The 15,361-nt window shown below is 69.6% G+C and carries 12 protein-coding genes and 4 tRNA genes; 6 read left to right on the top strand and 10 right to left on the bottom strand.

Annotated features, from left to right (window positions below; translation table 11 throughout):
- Positions 1 to 19 precede the first annotated feature (19 nt).
- A complete protein-coding gene (purM, locus tag ABT057_RS33810) occupies positions 20 to 1,090 on the top strand; it encodes a phosphoribosylformylglycinamidine cyclo-ligase (protein ID WP_352347473.1) in 1,071 nt (356 codons plus the stop codon).
- 96 nt (positions 1,091 to 1,186) lie between these two features.
- Here purM and ABT057_RS33805 read toward each other — a convergent pair whose 3' ends face one another.
- Positions 1,187 to 1,441 carry a DUF3073 domain-containing protein gene (locus ABT057_RS33805; RefSeq protein WP_352347471.1) on the bottom strand — a complete coding sequence of 85 codons (255 nt, stop codon included), beginning with the start codon at positions 1,439 to 1,441 and terminating at the stop codon, positions 1,187 to 1,189.
- 310 nt (positions 1,442 to 1,751) lie between these two features.
- On the bottom strand, positions 1,752 to 2,846 hold the full coding sequence (locus ABT057_RS33800) for a Leu/Phe/Val dehydrogenase (protein WP_352347469.1): 1,095 nt from the start codon (positions 2,844 to 2,846) through the stop codon (positions 1,752 to 1,754).
- 255 nt (positions 2,847 to 3,101) lie between these two features.
- Between ABT057_RS33800 and ABT057_RS33795 the strand changes: the two genes are divergently transcribed.
- Together ABT057_RS33795 and bldC are read left to right on the top strand one after the other, a co-directional pair.
- Positions 3,102 to 3,944, top strand: a complete 843-nt coding sequence (locus ABT057_RS33795; RefSeq protein WP_352347467.1) for a DUF8083 family protein — start codon at positions 3,102 to 3,104, stop codon at positions 3,942 to 3,944.
- A 600-nt stretch (positions 3,945 to 4,544) separates the two neighbouring features.
- Positions 4,545 to 4,751 carry a developmental transcriptional regulator BldC gene (gene bldC / locus ABT057_RS33790; RefSeq protein WP_003949541.1) on the top strand — a complete coding sequence of 69 codons (207 nt, stop codon included), beginning with the start codon at positions 4,545 to 4,547 and terminating at the stop codon, positions 4,749 to 4,751.
- Positions 4,752 to 5,246: 495 nt separating this feature from the next.
- Here the strand turns inward: bldC and ABT057_RS33785 are convergent, their stop codons facing one another.
- The 8 genes from ABT057_RS33785 to ABT057_RS33750 all read right to left on the bottom strand — a co-directional run bounded on the left by ABT057_RS33785 (position 5,247) and on the right by ABT057_RS33750 (position 12,204).
- Entirely contained in the window at positions 5,247 to 5,438 is a 192-nt protein-coding gene (locus ABT057_RS33785; protein WP_352347465.1) for a DUF6274 family protein, read from the bottom strand.
- Between the two features lie 161 nt (positions 5,439 to 5,599).
- Positions 5,600 to 5,674, bottom strand: a tRNA-Asp gene (locus tag ABT057_RS33780).
- A 94-nt stretch (positions 5,675 to 5,768) separates the two neighbouring features.
- Positions 5,769 to 9,713: an ATP-dependent RNA helicase HrpA gene (gene hrpA, locus ABT057_RS33775; protein ID WP_352347463.1), complete on the bottom strand. Its 3,945-nt coding sequence runs from the start codon at positions 9,711 to 9,713 to the stop codon at positions 5,769 to 5,771.
- Between the two features lie 88 nt (positions 9,714 to 9,801).
- Entirely contained in the window at positions 9,802 to 10,083 is a 282-nt protein-coding gene (locus ABT057_RS33770; RefSeq protein WP_352347461.1) for a hypothetical protein, read from the bottom strand.
- Between the two features lie 119 nt (positions 10,084 to 10,202).
- Positions 10,203 to 10,276: transfer RNA gene (locus ABT057_RS33765), tRNA-Phe, on the bottom strand.
- Between the two features lie 24 nt (positions 10,277 to 10,300).
- Positions 10,301 to 10,375: transfer RNA gene (locus tag ABT057_RS33760), tRNA-Asp, on the bottom strand.
- A 38-nt stretch (positions 10,376 to 10,413) separates the two neighbouring features.
- Positions 10,414 to 10,486 (bottom strand) — tRNA-Glu (locus tag ABT057_RS33755).
- Positions 10,487 to 10,566: 80 nt separating this feature from the next.
- Positions 10,567 to 12,204, bottom strand: coding sequence for a metallophosphoesterase family protein (locus tag ABT057_RS33750; RefSeq protein WP_352347459.1), 1,638 nt, complete (start codon positions 12,202 to 12,204; stop codon positions 10,567 to 10,569).
- A gap of 104 nt (positions 12,205 to 12,308) precedes the next feature.
- Here ABT057_RS33750 and ABT057_RS33745 point away from each other — a divergent pair, with 104 nt between their 5' ends.
- The 3 genes from ABT057_RS33745 to ABT057_RS33735 all read left to right on the top strand — a co-directional run.
- A complete protein-coding gene (locus ABT057_RS33745) occupies positions 12,309 to 12,659 on the top strand; it encodes a metallopeptidase family protein (protein ID WP_352347457.1) in 351 nt (116 codons plus the stop codon).
- Between the two features lie 138 nt (positions 12,660 to 12,797).
- A complete protein-coding gene (locus tag ABT057_RS33740; RefSeq protein WP_352347455.1) occupies positions 12,798 to 13,337 on the top strand; it encodes a hypothetical protein in 540 nt (179 codons plus the stop codon).
- A gap of 231 nt (positions 13,338 to 13,568) precedes the next feature.
- Positions 13,569 to 15,361, top strand: a 1,793-nt coding sequence (locus tag ABT057_RS33735; protein WP_352347453.1) for a DEAD/DEAH box helicase, incomplete at its 3' end; no start/stop codon positions are given.

Raw genomic sequence — 15,361 nt, 5'->3', positions numbered from 1 at the left:
ACCCGAAAGATCCCAGGCAATGTCTGAGACGAATTCCGGTGCTTCCTACGCGGCTGCCGGTGTCGACATCGAAGCGGGCGACCGCGCGGTAGAGCTCATGAAGGAGTGGGTGAAGAAGGCTCAGCGTCCCGAGGTCCTCGGCGGCCTCGGCGGATTCGCCGGCCTCTTCGACGCCTCCGCCCTCAAGCGCTACGAGCGCCCCCTGCTCGCCTCCGCCACGGACGGTGTCGGTACGAAGGTCGACATCGCCCGGCAGCTCGGCGTGTACGACACCATCGGCCACGACCTGGTCGCGATGGTCATGGACGACATCGTGGTGTGCGGCGCCGAACCGCTGTTCATGACCGACTACATCTGCGTCGGCAAGGTGCACCCCGAGCGGGTCGCCTCGATCGTCAAGGGCATCGCCGAGGGCTGTGTCCTGGCCGGCTGCGCCCTGGTCGGCGGCGAGACGGCCGAACACCCCGGCCTGCTCGGCGCGGACGACTTCGACGTCGCCGGCGCCGGTACGGGCGTCGTGGAGGCCGACCGGCTGCTCGGCGCGGATCGTATCCGCACGGGTGACGCGGTGATCGCCATGGCGTCCTCCGGCCTTCACTCGAACGGGTACTCGCTGGTTCGGCACGTGCTGCTGAACCAGGCGGGCCTGTCCCTGGACGCGCGGATCGACGGCCTCGGCCGCACCCTCGGCGAGGAGCTCCTGGAGCCCACCAAGATCTACTCGCTGGACTGCCTGGCCCTCACCCGGACGACGGACGTGCACGCCTTCTCACACGTCACCGGCGGCGGACTCGCGGCCAACCTGGCCCGCGTCATCCCGGACGGACTCCACGCGACCGTGGACCGCGCCACCTGGACCCCGGCCCCGATCTTCGACCTGGTCGGCAGGACCGGCTCGGTCGAGCGGCTGGAGCTGGAGAAGACGCTGAACATGGGCGTCGGCATGATCGCGATCGTGCCCGAGGAGTCGGCGGACGTCGCCCTGGCGACCCTGGCCGACCGCGGCGTCGAGGCATGGGTGGCCGGCGAGATCACCGAGCGCGGCGAGCACACCACCGGAGCCGCGCTGGTCGGGGACTACGCCGGTTGACCCCCGCGGCCGCCGACAACGGCGGACAGCACAAGACCCGGTCGGTGACCGAAGTCATCGACCGGGTGAGTGCTCAGAGCAACGCTCCGTGCGAGGTCAAGCGCCGCGACGGTGTTGTTGGTGCGAGGAGTCGTCGTCCTCGTCATCGTCCCCGTACAACTCGGCGTACCGAGCGTACGGGTCGTCGTCTTGCTCATCGTCATCGTCCTCGAATGGTTCACCATTCGGCGGAATGTTCGATGGCGATGCGCCCAGCTCTTCGGCCAGGCGTGAGAGATCAGTCCCGCCGCTGTTGTACTTCAGCTGGCGGGCGACCTTCGCTTGCTTGGCCTTGGCCCGGCCGCGCCCCATGGCTCGACCCCCTCAACGACGGGGCTCGCTGGCCCCAGGTTGACACGCGTTCATGATCCAGAACGGTCTCTCCTGAGAGAGCCCGCCGTAGGGCTCCCACGGTACCTGAGCCCACGCCCGTACGGTACGTCGCCCGTAGGACGCGCGTGTGCGCAGAACCCTGGAGGCGCCCCGTCCTCGCTGGTCAGTGGCGATTTTAACCACTTATCGGCGGACGACCCGCCGGGAAGAGTGAGAGTTCTCTCTAACTTTCCACCCGGCGGTACCGACCAAACCCTCGGAGCACCCGCACCGATCCCTCGGTGGAGTGTCACCACCCGCGCGCGCGGGCCGCCTCGTGCATGCGCTGTTCGGCGATCCGGTCGGCCGCCGCGGCCGGTGGAATCCCGTCCTCCTTCGCACGTGCGAAGATGGCGAGAGTGGTGTCGAAGATCTTCGCCGCCTGGGCCCGGCACCGCTCGAAGTCGAACCCGTGCAGTTCGTCGGCCACCTGGATGACCCCGCCGGCGTTCACCACGTAGTCCGGCGCGTAGAGGATCCCGCGGTCGGCGAGGTCCTTCTCGACGCCCGGGTGGGCGAGCTGGTTGTTGGCCGCCCCGCACACGATGGCCGCGGTCAGCATCCGTACCGAGTCGTCGTGCAGCGCCCCGCCGAGCGCACAGGGGGCGTAGATGTCGAGTCCCTCGAGCCGGATCAGCGTCTCGGTGTCCGCGACGGCGGTCACACCCCGCGGATGCCGGTCGAGTACTCGGCGTACGGCGTCCTCGCGCACGTCCGTGACGACGACCTCGGCGCCCTCGGCGAGCAGGTGTCCCACCAGGTGGTGGCCGACCTTGCCGACGCCGGCGACGCCGATCCTGCGGCCGCGCAGCGAAGGGTCGCCCCACAGGTGCTGTGCCGAGGCGCGCATGCCCTGGTAGACGCCGAAGGCGGTGAGGACCGAGGAGTCGCCCGCGCCGCCGTTCTCCGGGGACCGGCCGGTCGTCCAGCGGCACTCGCGGGCCACGACGTCCATGTCGGCGACATAGGTGCCGACATCGCAGGCGGTCACGTACCGGCCGCCGAGAGAGGCCACGAAACGGCCGTAGGCAAGCAACAGCTGGTCGGTCTTGATCACATCGGGATCCCCGATGATCACAGCTTTCCCGCCGCCGTGCTCGAGCCCGGCCATGGCGTTCTTGTACGACATCCCGCGCGCGAGGTTCAGCGCGTCGGCGACGGCCTCCGCCTCGGTCGCGTAGGGGTAGAAGCGGGTGCCGCCGAGCGCGGGGCCCAGTGCGGTGGAGTGGAGGGCGATGACGGCCTTGAGGCCGCTGGCACGGTCCTGGCAGAGCACGACTTGCTCATGACCCCCCTGCTCCGACTGGAACAGGGTGTGCAGGACGCCGTTGTCTACGTCGGTCACGGTGGTGACTCCTGGGTAACTGGCGGCGGTCGGGACGCAGGCGCCCAAGGGGTGGCGGGGCCTGTGGGACGAGCGTAGAGCCTGCGCGGCCCGCGGAGGGCCAGGTGTTCGGGATCACCTCCTCCCGGAGTACGCGCGTGCGACGATTTGCATGGTTTTCCCGTGTCGCGAGCCGTACCGAGGCCGTGCCGATCGCCGTGTCGCGCGCGCGGGCCGATCAGGTTTCCCGGCCGGGTGGCGGGGGAGGGAGCAGGCGTGCCCAAGGTGTCCTCGGTGATCGTCCCCTACGCGTCGTACCTGCGCGTCTACGAGCCGCTGGCCGCCTTCCCCGAGCCCGAGCGCAGCCACTGGGCGCGCTACGCCCGCCGCCCCGACCACCCCTCCTACCAGGACGAACTGCGCCGCTCGCTGGCCGACCTGCTGCCCGTCCCGCCGGTCGCGGTGCCTGTGCACGAGAGCAGCGACGCGTTCGTGCTCGACGCGGACGGGGTGCTGCACGTGTGCCCGTGGCGCACCCGGCTGCGCGGCTGGCAGGCGCTCGCGGAACTGGACGAGGAGCTGCCCCGGCCGGTCCTGGAGGCGGTGCTCCCCGAGGTCGTACGGCTGCAGGCGGCGAAGGACTACGAGCGCTGGCGGGAGCGCAACCCCGACGCGCGTCCCTGGATCCGCACGGCGACCTGGCAGGTACCGCTGGACTGGTTCGTGCTGGTGGCGGACGAGGAGCGGGCGTACGAGAAGGGGACGGCCGAGGTGGCGCCCGCGCTGCGCTACCGCACGCCGATGGTGCAGGCGCGCCGCCGGGTGGCCCGGGGGCTGCGCACGCTCCGGGAGGCGATGGACGAGGGACCGCTCATCGACGGGCTGCTGGACGTGGGGCGCTGGCTGGAGGAGTTCCATCCGCGTTCGCTGGTGGAACTGGATTACGGCGGTCTGGTCCACACCCTTCCGGCCGGCGATCTGGAGGACGACCACTCGGCGGCCGACGTGGCCGCGGGCATCGAGGCGCTGCGGGTGGGCGACGGGGCGGCGGCGGGTGAGGCGTACGAACGCCTGGTGGAGCGGTGGCGGGCGGTCCGGGACCGGCGCTCGGCCAACTGAGGAGGGGGCGGCTTCGGCCGCACAGCCGACCCGTGCATCCTGTGATCTGACGATGTGACAGACGCGACAGCGCTTTCATAAGTGACGTGCGTCACGGCCGAAATGGGTCGAACAGCGTACGGTCGGCGGGACTTCACGGAACTGACGGGACGTAGGTCCCGATCCGGGCTTATGTCGCAAGGGTGACGGACCGCACGTACACGGCCCTTGCGCCGCTTGCCCCTCCTCGTGCCAAAATAGGACAAGGAGTCCGGGGAGGGCTCCATCCACCTACTTATGTTCCACTGTGGGGGGATTCTTCGGTATTGCACGCTATGGGGGGTCCTGATGACTCCTGATCGCCCTGTGACTGATCGTCACAGTGGCGTGACTGTCCGCTATGGGCTGGTCCATCGGCTTCCGTCGCCGATGAACACCTGGGGGGCAATTCCATCGGTTTGGCCGACGCGGCTGGACAGATGGTGTAGTTGTAGTGCCGAGGACAAGCCGTTCGTCCTATAACCGACTCGACTCGCGTCCGCCATTTCGGGCAACGCGGGTCAAGGTGCAGAATTTAGAGGAAAGAACCGAGAAGGTTCGGTTCTCCCGAGGAGGCCGCTCATGACCGCTCGCACCCCTGATGCTGAGCCGCTGCTGACCCCGGCTGAGGTCGCCACCATGTTCCGCGTCGACCCCAAGACGGTCACGCGGTGGGCGAAGGCCGGCAAGCTCACGTCGATCCGCACGCTCGGCGGGCACCGCCGTTACCGCGAGGCCGAGGTCCGCGCCCTGCTTGCGGGTATTCCGCAGCAGCGCAGCGAGGCCTGAACAACTGAATAACCGGGCAAAACGCCAGGTCCCCCAATCTGTGCGGACGTCCGGAACCTAGCTCCAAGCGACGTGGGTCCTGCCCCAACAGGCCCCTCGCCCACTGGGAACGTCGTCGATCGCGCTGGACTCCGCCGGGTCCAGCGCGATCTTTTTTGTGCGTTCGGGTCCGCTCCCCGGCGCCGTATCGGGCCGTATCAGACGGCTGTGTGCGCGGGCTTGTCGGCATCTGGGGGAGGCTGTGGAGAGGGTCTCGGGAGGGTTCTGGGGGCTTCCTGTGGACAACCTCCGGACATCCTCCACAGTGGTGCAATTGCACATATTAAATTGACCAGTTGTAGGAAGCTGGTAAGAAGGCCCGGATCCAAAACTTATGCAGTGACTCCCGTCACATGCCACTGGCCTTGTTGCGGAGGCCGGGTCTCCGCTAATGCGGGTGCGGTCGGGCGGGCCGAAGTGGTCGCGCGGGCCGGAGTGGCCGCACGGCCGTACGGGTCAGGAGTTCGAGGCGCTCTCGTCCTGCGGAGCCCCCTCAGGGGTCTGTGTACCCCGTGGAGCGCCGTCCATCGCCAGCCGCAGCAAGCGATGGCAGATCGGGCAGTGGCGGGTCAGATGCCGATACGACGACGCGGCCGACAGGTGCGCGCGGAGCAACGCCCGCGTCTCGTGCCTAGCCGATGCCGCCATACGCCACCTCCAGGAGGGCCACGCGGGAACGTGCCCCGACTTCTGGGGTACCGAGGGAATGTGACGCCGTCAAGGGAGCCGGGGAGTATGCGGACACCCGGTGGCAGGCCGCCGGACATGCGAGAAGGCCCGGATCCGAGGATCCGGGCCTTCTCTTACTGCGGTCCTGACGGGATTTGAACCCGCGGCCTCCACCTTGACAGGGTGGCGAGCACTCCAAACTGCTCCACAGGACCAGGCTTTGCGGCACTTTGTGCTGCGCTGTGCTGCGAGAAGGACTGTACAGGAGGGTGAGCCCCCTGGTCGAACTCACCCTCAGTACGCGGACCGTCACGGAGCGGCCGCGTCGATCGCCTTCACGATCCGCTTGTCCGACACCGGGTACGCCGTTCCCAGGGCGTGGGCGAAGTAGCTGACCCGCAGCTCCTCGATCATCCACCGGATGTCCAGGACCGAGGAGGGGACCGGCCGGCCCTGCGGCAGCTGCTCCAGGAGCCAGGCGTACTCGTCCTGCATCTCGTGGACCTTCTCCATCCGCGCCGTGTCCCGCGGCACCCCCGTCGGCATCTGCTGCAGACGCCGGTCGGCGGCCACCAGGTAGCGCATCAGGTCGGGCAGACGCCGCAGCCCCGCCCACGTCACGAAGCCCGGCTTCACAAGGGCGTCCAGCTGCTTGCGCACGTCCGTCAGATTCGCCAGCAGCACAGGGCTGCGCGTGTCCTTCAGGCGGCGTTCGCACGCCTGCCAGGCGGCGAGAACCTGCTGTACCTGCCCGACCGCACGCACCGTCGTGTCGACGATCTCCGCCCGCACCTTGTCGTACAGCTTCCGGTACGACTCCTCGTCCCACACCGGCCCGCCGAAGTCACCGATCAGCTTGTCCGCGGCCGCCATCGCGCAGTCGTCGAACAGCGCCTGTATCGAACCGTGCGGATTCGCCGACAGCGCGAGCTTCTGGGCGTTCGTCAACTTCTCGGACGCGAACTTTGCGGGGTTCACCGGGATGTTCCGCAGGATCAGCCGCCGCGTGCCCTTCCACATAGCCTCCGCCTGCTCCGCCTCCGTGTCGAACAGCCGGACGGAGACCGTGTCGCCGTCGTCGACCAGGGCGGGGAACGCCCGGACCGGCTGGCCGGCCCGACGCGTCTCGAAGACCCGCGTGAGCGAGCCGATCGTCCAGTCCGTCAGCCCCGACCGCTCCAGCGACTCACCGCCCTCCCGCTCCGCCGTCGCGGCCGCCGCCTGGGAGATCGCCTGCCGCGCCTTGGGCTTCAGCCGCAGCTTCAGCGCCTGAAGGTCCTTGTCCTCGGCCAGCTTGCGACGCCGCTCGTCGACGATCCGGAAGGTGATCTTCAGGTGGTCGGGGAGCCTCGACCAGTCGAAGTCCTCCGCCTCGAAGGGGACGCCGACCATCCGCTTCAGGTCGCGTGCCATGGCCGTCGTCAGCGGTTCCTGGAGCGGGACGGCCTGGTCGAGGAAGCGCTTGGCGAAGTTCGGCGCCGGCACGTAGTTGCGGCGGACCGGCTTCGGGAGGGAACGGATCAGCTCCGTGACGACCTCCTCCCTGAGGCCAGGGATCTGCCAGTCGAAGCCGTCGTCCGTGACCTGGTTCAGCACCTGGAGCGGAATGTGGACCGTCACGCCGTCCGCGTCCGCCCCCGGCTCGAACTGGTACGTCACCCGGAACTTCAGCTGCCCCTGCCGCCACGAGTCCGGATAGTCGGCCTTCGTGACCGCCTCCGCCGACTCCCGGATCAGCATCTCCCGCTCGAAGTCCAGGTACTCGGGCTGCTCGTGCCGCTTGTGCTTCCACCAGGAGTCGAAGTGGGCGCCGGACACCACGTGTTCGGGGACCCGCTGGTCGTAGAAGTCGAAGAGCGTCTCGTCGTCGACGACGATGTCCCGGCGCCGGGCCCGGTTCTCCAGCTCCTCGACCTCGCTCAGCAGCCTGCGGTTGTCCGAGAAGAACTTGTGGTGCGTACGCCAGTCGCCCTCCACCAGGGCGTTGCGGATGAAAAGCTCGCGGGAGACCTCGGGGTCGATCCGGCCGTAGTTCACCTTCCGCTGGGCGATGATCGGGACGCCGTACAGCGTCACCTTCTCCAGCGCCATGACCGCCGCCTGGTCCTTCTCCCAGTGCGGTTCGCTGTACGTCCGCTTCAGGAGGTGCTCGGCGAGGGGCTCCACCCACTCGGGCTCGATCTTCGCGTTGACGCGCGCCCAGAGCCGGGACGTCTCCACCAGCTCGGCCGACATGACGAAACGGGGCGTCTTCTTGAACAGCGCCGAACCGGGGAAGATCGCGAACTTGGCGCTCCGCGCACCCAGGTACTCGTTCTTCGCGCCGTCCTTCACGTCCTTCATGCCGATGTGCGAGAGCAGGCCCGCGAGGAGCGAGAGGTGGATGCTGTCGCCGGAGGCGTCCTGCTCGTTGAGGTGGATGCCCATCTGCTTGGCGACGGTTCGCAGCTGCGTATAGATGTCCTGCCACTCGCGGATGCGCAGGAAGTTCAGATACTCCTGCTTGCACATCCGGCGGAACGACGACGAGCCGCGCTCGCGCTGCTGCTCGCGGATGTACCGCCACAGGTTGAGGTACGCGAGGAAGTCGCTGGTCTCGTCCTTGAAGCGGGCATGCTGCTGGTCGGCCTGGGTCTGCTTGTCGGACGGCCGCTCCCGCGGGTCCTGGATGGACAGCGCGGCGGCTATGACCATGACCTCACGGGCACAGCCGTTCTTGTCCGCCTCCAGGACCATCCGGGCCAGCCGCGGGTCGACCGGCAGCTGGGCCAGCTTGCGGCCGGTCTGCGTGAGCCGCTTGCGCGGATCCTTCTGGGCCGGGTCGAGGGCGTTCAGCTCCTGGAGCAGCTGCACGCCGTCACGGATGTTGCGGTGATCCGGCGGGTCGATGAAGGGAAACTTCTCGATGTCACCGAGACCGGCCGCGGTCATCTGCAGGATGACGGAGGCCAGGTTCGTACGGAGGATCTCGGCGTCCGTGAACTCCGGGCGGGCGGTGAAGTCGTCCTCGCTGTACAGCCGGATGCAGATGCCGTCCGACGTACGGCCACAGCGGCCCTTGCGCTGGTTCGCGCTGGCCTGGCTGACGGGCTCGATCGGCAGCCGCTGCACCTTGGTGCGGTGGCTGTAGCGGCTGATACGGGCGAACCCGGGGTCGATGACGTACTTGATGCCCGGGACGGTCAGCGAGGTCTCCGCCACGTTCGTCGCCAGGACGATCCTGCGGCCGGTGTGCTGCTGGAAGACACGGTGCTGCTCGGCGTGCGAGAGCCGCGCGTAGAGGGGGAGAACCTCCGTGAAGCGGTAGCTCTTCTTCTCCAGCGCGTCCGCCGTGTCCCGGATCTCCCGCTCGCCGGAGAGGAAGACGAGGATGTCGCCCTGCCCCTCGCCCACCAACTCCTCGACGGCATCGCAGATCGCGGTGATCTGATCCCGGTCGGAGTCCTCGCCGTCCTCCTCGAGGAGGGGGCGGTAGCGCACCTCGACCGGATACGTCCGCCCGCTGACCTCGACGATCGGGGCGTCCCCGAAGTGCCGGGAGAAACGCTCGGGATCGATGGTCGCGGACGTGATGACGACCTTGAGATCAGGGCGCCGTGGCAGCAGCTGCGCCAGATACCCCAACAGGAAGTCGATGTTGAGGGACCGCTCGTGGGCCTCGTCGATGATGATCGTGTCGTAGGCGCGCAGCTCGCGGTCCGTCTGGATCTCGGCGAGCAGGATGCCGTCCGTCATCAGCTTCACGAACGTGGCGTCCGGGTTCACCTGGTCGGTGAACCGGACCTTCCAGCCGACGGCCTCACCGAGCGGCGTGCGCAGCTCCTCCGCCACCCGCTCGGCGACGGTCCGGGCCGCGATCCGCCTCGGCTGCGTGTGCCCGATCATGCCGCGGACGCCACGCCCCAGCTCCAGACAGATCTTCGGGATCTGCGTGGTCTTGCCGGAGCCGGTCTCACCGGCGACGATCACGACCTGGTGATCACGGATGGCGGCCGCGATCTCGTCCTTCTTCTGACTGACCGGGAGCTGCTGGGGGTAGCTGACGGCGGGCACACGGCCGCGCCGGAGGATCATGCGCTCCTCGACCTGTGCGACCTCCGCCTCGATCTCGGCGAGGACGGCGGCACGGGCCTCCGGCTTGCGGATCTTGCGGGCGCCTTCGAGCCGGCGTCCGAGCCGGTGCGCATCGCGCAGGGACAACTCGGCCAGCCGGGGGGCGAGGGCGCCGAGGGCGGGGGCAGGGTGCGTAGACATACGGGAACCAGGATCTCACCTCGGTGAAATTCGTGGCGAACCCTTTTGCCCGTGAATCCCCGGGCCGGTCCCGCCGGCCCCTCGGCCCCTACTCCTGGGGCGGAGTGCCCCGCATCGCCATGGTCTTCGCCGTGTTCGACACGGCCTTGATGCCCAGATAGGCCGTGGTCGTGCTGCTGACCGCGGTGAAGGCCGCGCTCAGCACACCGACGATCACCGCCTTGTCCCCGCCCAGCCGCCACACCCCGAAGATCGCGACCCCGGCGATCGCCAGATTGCTCAGCACGACGGCCATCAGTCCGTACCGCGCCCGATACCGCTCGAGATCCAACTCCCGCATCGGCCTTGCCCCGCCCTCACGCGTCACCATCGGATCTCCCCGACCCATACGACATAGCCCGCAGAACTTAGCGCCATGAACAGGCCATGCCAAGCGTGATCCACTGAGGCATGCAAAAGGCCCCGATCCGGAGATCGGGGCCTGCGCTGTGGCTGGGGCCGGGGTCGAACCGGCGACCTATCGCTTTTCAGGCGATCGCTCGTACCAACTGAGCTACCCAGCCACGAGGTTTCACGTGAAACCTCAGCGGTCCTGACGGGATTTGAACCCGCGGCCTCCACCTTGACAGGGTGGCGAGCACTCCAAACTGCTCCACAGGACCAAGCTGTTGCGTACGACAGTGTCGCACACGGTGTTGCGTGCCCCCAACGGGATTCGAACCCGTGCTACCGCCTTGAAAGGGCGGCGTCCTAGGCCGCTAGACGATGAGGGCTATCGGCCCGCCTGGGCGCTTCTCAGCGCGTCGGGGACGTGAGAAGCATATGGGATGGCGGGAGGGATCGCCAAAACGGTTTACGGGGAGGCCGTGGACGGGGTGGACGGGGTGGGCGACGAGGGGGTCGGGGGCAGGGTCGGGATCGGGGTGGAGGTCGTGGAGGGCGCGGGGGAGGCTCCCGGCTGGTTCTCCTTCGGGAGGTGGCGGCTGACCTCCGCTGTCGTCAGGCCCAGACCGCCCAGCTTGATCTCGTCCCAGGCCTGGAGGCGGTGGCTGTCGCGGTCGAGGTAGAGGATCGACGCCTCGATGGGGTCGGGGTATTTGCCCTCGACGGCCCGTAGGCCGCTGCCGCCCGTCGAGCCCTCGATGCGCAGGCGTGTGCCGTTCTTCATGACCTCCGTGTCTTCGTGGTGGAGGTGGCCGGAGAGGACCAGGGGGACCGTGCCGTCCGTGCGGCGGGCTGCGGACGGTTCGTGGACGACGGCCACGTCGGCGGGGGTGCCGGCGGCTGTCTGGGCGCGGAGCGCCGCCGCCAGCCGGTCGCCCGCCGCCTCCTGGGTGGCCCCGGCGCCCGGCACGGAGGAGCGGTCGGGGGTGAACTGCGGATCGCCGATGCCCGCGAACCGCAGGCCGGCGACGGTCACGGCCCGGCCGTCGTCCAGCACGTGCACGTTCTTCATGCGTTCCAGGTACCGCTGGGTGGCCTGGGAGTCGTGGTTGCCCCGCACCCAGACGTACGGCGCGCCCAGGTCGGCGACGGGGTCCAGGAAGCCGTTCTCGGCGGTCGTGCCGTGGTCCATGGTGTCGCCGGAGTCGACGATCACGTCGACCTTGTACTGCTCCACCAGCGAGGCGATGATCTTCCAGCTCGCCGGGTTCAGATGGATGTCGGAGACGTGCAGGACGCGGACGGTGGTGGGGTCCGGCTGGTAGGCGGGGAGGGTGGAGGTGACGTCGTAGAGCTTGGTCACGTTGGTGACCAGGCGGGCCAGTTCCTGCTGGTAGACGTCGAACTCGGTGACGATGCTGCGTGCGTTGCCGACGAGGGAGGGCGCCGAGGAGAGCAGACCCGAGAAGCGGGGTTCCAGGACCGATTCGGGGTTCCAGGTGGCGTACGCGGTGGCGCCCGACGCGGTGAGGAGGGCGAGGGCGAGCCCGCCGGCGGCGAGGGCGGGGCGGGGGCGGCGGTAGACGGCGAGGCCGAGGGCGGTGGCGCCGGAGACGACGGCGACGCCGGAGCGGACGGCCAGATCGAGGGTGCCGTGCTGGACGTCCTGGGCGACCTCGTCCTGGAGGCCGGAGAGGCGTTCGGGGTGGTCGACGAGGGCCTGGGAGCGCTCGGGGTCGAGCTGGTCGACGTTGACGTCGAGGCGGACCGGTGCGGTGTGGCTGTCCAGGCTGAGGGCGCCGAGCGGGGAGATGTTGATCTTCGTGCCGCCGGTGAGGGAGGGACGCAGCGTCATCGTCGTGTTCATGGGGCCGACCGGTACGCGTACGTTCCCGACGATCAGCAGGCCCAGCCAGGCGCCGAAAAGGACGACGGCGGTGAGGCCGAGGGCCGCGGTCCAGGGGTGGGGGCGGCGGGTGAGTTCGAGGGCGGTGGGGCGCGCGCGGTCCGGACGCCACGAACGGGGGGTGAGGGAGGTGAGGGACCAGCGGGATCGGTGGGAGGAGCGGGTGGCGGGAGGCGTACGGGGGACGCGGACGCGAGCCATTGGTGCCGTATGCCCGGGTGTGCGCCCGGGTATGCGGGCGGAGCGAGCCCGGACGCGGGCGGCCTTGCCCTTCCGGTGGCGGTGGTGTGCCGGACAATGGGTCTGTGCTGGAGATGACGCGCGAGGAGTTCGAGGAACTGGTCGCCGAGGCGCTGGACCGGATTCCGCCGGAGTTGACGCGGCTGATGGACAACGTCGCGGTGTTCGTCGAGGACGAGCCCCCGGCGGACGATCCCGAGTTGCTCGGGCTGTACGAGGGGACTCCGCTGACCGATCGCGGTGAGTGGTACGCGGGGGTGCTGCCGGACCGGATCACGATCTACCGGGGGCCGACGCTGCGGATGTGCTCGTCGCGGGAGGAGGTCGTCGCGGAGACGGAGGTGACGGTGGTGCACGAGATCGCGCACCACTTCGGCATCGACGACGCGCGGCTGCACTCGCTCGGTTACGGCTGACCGGTGCGACCTCCTCCGCCCCGCTCGTGGCGGAATCCCCCGGTGGCGGCGGTCGATCCCGGGGCCGGGTGCGTGTCCTCCTGCGGGCGGCGGGAGTTGGGCAGGTCGACTCATTGCGCCTGCACCGGAGGTGGCCCCGTGCGCCCCATCCACGTTCCCGTTCGCCTGGCCGTCACCGTTCTGGCCGTCGCGGCAACCGCCGGCTGCATGAGTGTGGGGGAGGACGAGGGGGGCCCGGCGAAGCCGTCGCACTCGATGGGGCACCGGGGCGGTGAGGCGCCGGACGGGGGTCCGGCGGGTGTGGGCAGCGGTTACATGGGCGCGGCCGGCGGGGACGGCAAGCACCGGCACGGCAAGGGCGGGGGCGGGCCGAGGCCGACGGCGTCCGGGGCGGCCTCGCCGTCGGCGGGCGGGAGCGCGTCGGCGTCCGCGGGGCCCGTGCAGCCGCGCCGGACCGAGAAGCCGGGGGTGCCGACCCCCACGAAGGCGCCGTCGCCGGCGCCCACCCGTTCGCCCGATCCGGAGCCGCCCGCCCCGACGCCTGAGCCGCCGTCCCCCACGCCGGAGCCGACGGTCGCCGAGCCGTCCTCGTCGGCCCACGAGGGTGACAACGGCGGCGGGACGGGGCCGCAGTTGACGCAGCGTGAGCCGGCGCTGGAGGCGGGATCGCCGGCGTAGAGCGCGTCGGCGCGGGGGCGTGACGGGTGTCTCGGGGGCCGGATTTGCCTTCAGTGGGTCAGGGTGCGTATGGTGGTAGATCGTTTGATCCCATTTGCCCGGCGCCACCGCAGAGCGCGCCGTGTGGCGCGTACTCTCCCTTGCCGTGGCTGACCGCATTGAGGCGGTCGTAATGCGAACACGGAGTTGACGGGCGCGTGCCGACGAGACTCCGGAAGGTTTCGCTTACGCATGTCCATTTCCAGTACTGATCACGCCGTCCTGCCCGAGAACAACGAGGTCAGCGACGTCGACGCGGTCAACGACGACATCATCGAGGCCGTCGAGGCCGAGGAGATCGTCGAGGAGACCGTGGAGGCCGACGCGGCCGACGAGACTCCCGAGATCACCTTCGCCTCCCTGGGGCTGCCCGAGGGTGTCGTGCGCAAGCTCGCGCAGAACGGTGTGACGGTCCCCTTCCCGATCCAGGCCGCGACCATCCCGGACGCCCTGGCCGGCAAGGACATCCTCGGCCGTGGCCGCACCGGCTCCGGCAAGACCCTCTCCTTCGGTCTGCCGGCCCTGGCCACGCTGGCCGGCGGCCGCACCGAGAAGAAGAAGCCCCGCGCCGTCATCCTCACCCCCACCCGTGAGCTCGCGATGCAGGTCGCGGACGCGCTCCAGCCGTACGGCGACGTGCTCGGCCTGAAGATGAAGGTCGTCTGCGGCGGTACGTCGATGGGCAACCAGATCTACGCCCTGGAGCGCGGCGTCGACATCCTCGTCGCCACCCCGGGCCGGCTGCGCGACATCATCAACCGCGGCGCCTGCTCCCTCGAGGACGTGCAGATCGCCGTCCTCGACGAGGCCGACCAGATGTCCGACCTGGGCTTCCTGCCCGAGGTCACCGAGCTGCTCGACCAGGTCCCGGCCGGCGGCCAGCGCATGCTGTTCTCGGCCACGATGGAGAACGAGATCTCCACGCTGGTCAAGCGCTACCTGAGCAACCCGGTCACGCACGAGGTCGACAGCGCCCAGGGCAACGTCACGACGATGTCCCACCACATCCTCATCGTGAAGCCCAAGGACAAGGCGCCGGTCACGGCCGCGATCGCCTCCCGCAAGGGCCGCACGATCATCTTCGTCCGCACCCAGCTCGGCGCCGACCGTATCGCCGAGCAGCTGCGCGAAGCGGGTGTGAAGGCGGACGCGCTGCACGGCGGTATGACGCAGGGCGCGCGCACCCGGACGCTGGCCGACTTCAAGGACGGTTACGTCAACGCGCTCGTCGCGACCGACGTCGCCGCCCGCGGTATCCACGTCGACGGCATCGACCTGGTCCTGAACGTGGACCCGGCCGGCGACCACAAGGACTACCTGCACCGCGCCGGCCGCACGGCGCGCGCCGGCCGCACCGGCACGGTCGTGTCGCTCTCCCTGCCGCACCAGCGCCGTCAGATCTTCCGTCTGATGGAGGACGCGGGCGTCGACGCGGGGCGTCACATCATCCAGGGCGGCGCCGCCTTCGAGCCCGAGGTCGCCGAGATCACCGGCGCCCGGTCGATGACGGAGGTCCAGGCCGAGTCCGCGGGCAACGCGGCACAGCAGGCCGAGCGTGAGGTCGCTCACCTCACCAAGCAGCTGGAGCGCGCGCAGCGTCGTGCGAGCGAGCTGCGCGAGGAGGCCGACCGGCTGGTCGCCCGGGTCGCCCGCGAGCGTGGCGAGGACCCGGAGGCCGCGGTGGCCGAGGCGCAGGAGCAGGCCGAGGCCGAGGTCCAGGCAGCGGTCGAGGCGGCTTCCGTTCCGGAGCAGCCGGCCGCGCGGGACATCGACAGCCGTGACAGCCGGGGCGCGCGCGAGGAGCGCACGTCGTCCACTCCGTCGTACGAGCGCCGCGAGCGTCGTGACGACCGTGGTGGCCGTTCCTTCGAGCGTCGTGACGACCGTGGCGGTTTCCGTCGGGACGACCGTGACAACCGTGGTGGGTTCAACCGCGACAACCGTGAGAACCGTGACAGCCGTGACGGCGGCCGTTCCTTCGAGCG

Origin of the sequence: Streptomyces sp. NPDC002588 (assembly GCF_040295925.1) — a bacterium.
GTDB lineage: Bacteria > Actinomycetota > Actinomycetes > Streptomycetales > Streptomycetaceae > Streptomyces.
The sequence above is the reverse complement of the archived record's forward strand: the minus strand, read 5'-3'. Positions and strand labels throughout refer to the sequence as shown.